This window comes from Kitasatospora sp. NPDC001159, from assembly GCF_053598235.1.
In genome coordinates, this window is the sequence record NZ_JBSFJV010000253.1 from 1 (window position 1) to 2,178 (window position 2,178).

2 protein-coding genes are annotated in these 2,178 nt (G+C 69.6%); both read left to right on the plus strand.

Annotated features, from left to right (window positions below):
• Positions 1-136: 136 nt before the first annotated feature.
• Positions 137-595 carry a hypothetical protein gene (locus ACWC9T_RS41605; protein WP_449826217.1) on the plus strand — a complete coding sequence of 153 codons (459 nt, stop codon included), beginning with the start codon at positions 137-139 and terminating at the stop codon, positions 593-595.
• Entirely contained in the window at positions 592-2,148 is a 1,557-nt protein-coding gene (locus tag ACWC9T_RS41610; protein ID WP_449826218.1) for an ISKra4 family transposase, read from the plus strand. The genes ACWC9T_RS41605 and ACWC9T_RS41610 overlap by 4 nt, the downstream gene beginning before the upstream one ends.
• Positions 2,149-2,178 lie beyond the last annotated feature (30 nt).

Genomic DNA, 2,178 nt, shown 5'->3' on the forward strand with positions numbered 1-2,178 from the left:
GGGTGCAGTTCGGAATGAGTGACCTTTTGGGTGGTTTGGCATAGGTATCTGCCGTCTCGGGTGGGCTGGGTTCCTAGGGTGCTGGTGTCGGGGCCGCCGGGGTGGCGGCCCGGGTACGGGCGCGAAGGAGCCTTGGGTGGGATCAGTGTTGGAACAGTTGAAGCGCCGGGAGGCGGCGGCGCTGGCGCGGGTGGAGGAGCTGCGGGCGAAGGCGCAGGACGTGGCCAATCGGCTGGATGCAGCCCGCACCGAGCTGTCGAGGCTGGAGATCGCGCGAGGGACGGTGGCCGAGGTACTGGCCGGTGAACCGGGCGGGGAGGCTGCCGTTGAGGACGTCGCGTCGCCGAGTGGACCTGCGCCTGGAGTGCGCGGGTCACTGCGTGATGTGACGGTCTATCAGCGGATCACGTCCGTGTTCGTGTCGGCCTTGGGGCCGTTGCGGTCGCGGGACGTGTGCGATGCCCTGGGCATGGGGACGCAGGCGCGGTTCACCGAGGCGATGCGCTCCAAGCTCAAGCGTCTGGTGGCGGATGGGACGCTGGTCGAGGTGGAGCCGGGGCTGTTCGCGCGCGCCACCGTGGGGACGGCCGAGTGAACGCGGACCGCCGTGGTGGGGACGAGTCGGACTCGGCGGCCGGTCTGGAGCAGGTGATCGAGTCCTTCGCGGCGTCGTGGAACCTGTTCGGTGCGCTGGTGGAGGACTTGCACGACGAGTGCGCGGACAGGCTGACGCACGCGCAGTTGGAGGACCTTATCGCTTCGCGCGGGCGGGAGGTGATGCGACGACTGCTGCAGGACCATCTGGACCTGCGGTCCATACGCGAGCCGCGACTGACCCAGGTGACGGGCACGGACCAGGTGACGCGCCGCAGGATCGAGCCGGGGCATGAGCGGCTGCTGGCCACGGTGTTCGGCACGGTGACCGTGACCCGGACCGCTTACCGGGCGCTGGGCGCCTCCAACCTGCATCCGATGGACGCCGCCTTGAACCTGCCCGCCGAGCGGTCCAGCCACGGACTACGGCGGCTGGCCGCCCTGGAGGCGGTGCGCGGCAGCTTCGACGACGCCCAGCGGGCGATCGAGCGCGGCTGCGGCACCAGGATCGGCAAACGGCAGATCGAACAGCTCACGGTGCGGGCCGCCGTCGATGTCGAGGCGTTCTACCGCGCCCGGGCCCCGGAGCCGTGCACGGCGGACACGCTGCTGGTGCTCTCGGTCGACGGCAAGGGCATCGTCATGCGCCCCGAAGCGCTGACCGACGCCACGCGCAAGGCCGCCGAGGCCAAGGGCGGCAACAAGATGCGCACCCGGCTGTCCGGTGGGGAGAAGAGTGGCCGCAAGCGCATGGCCATGCTCGGCGCCGTCTACGACGCCGACCCCGCACCCCGGGCCGTCGACGACGTCATCACCCCGCCCCCGGGCCCCGACAGCGACGGCCCGGCCGGGCGCAATCGCGGACCCGAGGCGTTCAACAAGTGGCTGACTGGCAGCGTCACCGATAACACTCAGAGTGTGATCTCGGCGGTTTTCGACCAGGCCGAGCAGCGCGACCCGATCCACGCCCGCACCTGGATCGTCCTGGTCGACGGCGCGAAGGCGCAGATCGACCAGATCCACACCGAGGCCGAACTGCGCGGCGTCACCGTGCACATCGTCGTGGACTTCGTCCACGTCCTCGAATACCTGTGGAAAGCCGCCTGGTGCTTCCACGCCGCGAACGACACCGCCGCCGAGGACTGGGTCGCCGCCCACGCCCGCACCGTGCTGGCCGGCGGCAGCGAACAGGTCATCACCGACATCCGTACCGCCGCCAAAACGGCCGTCCTCGGCGACGACAAGCTCAAGACCATCGAGGCGGTCTGCGGCTATCTGGAGAACAAGAGCCCCTACCTGCGGTACGACACCGCGCTGACCTGCGGCTGGCCGATCGCCACCGGCATCATCGAGGGCGCCTGCCGCCACCTGGTCAAGGACCGCCTCGACATCACCGGCGCCCGCTGGTCACTCGCCGGAGCCGAAGCCGTCCTGAAACTGCGGGCCCTGATCAGCAACGGCGACTTCGACCCCTACTTTGCCTGGCACCTCAAGCAGGAACACCGTCGTGTCCACCAAGCCCGCTACCAGGACAGACTCCGCCTCGCAGCCTGAAGCACCACTCACTCAGGACGAACTGCACCC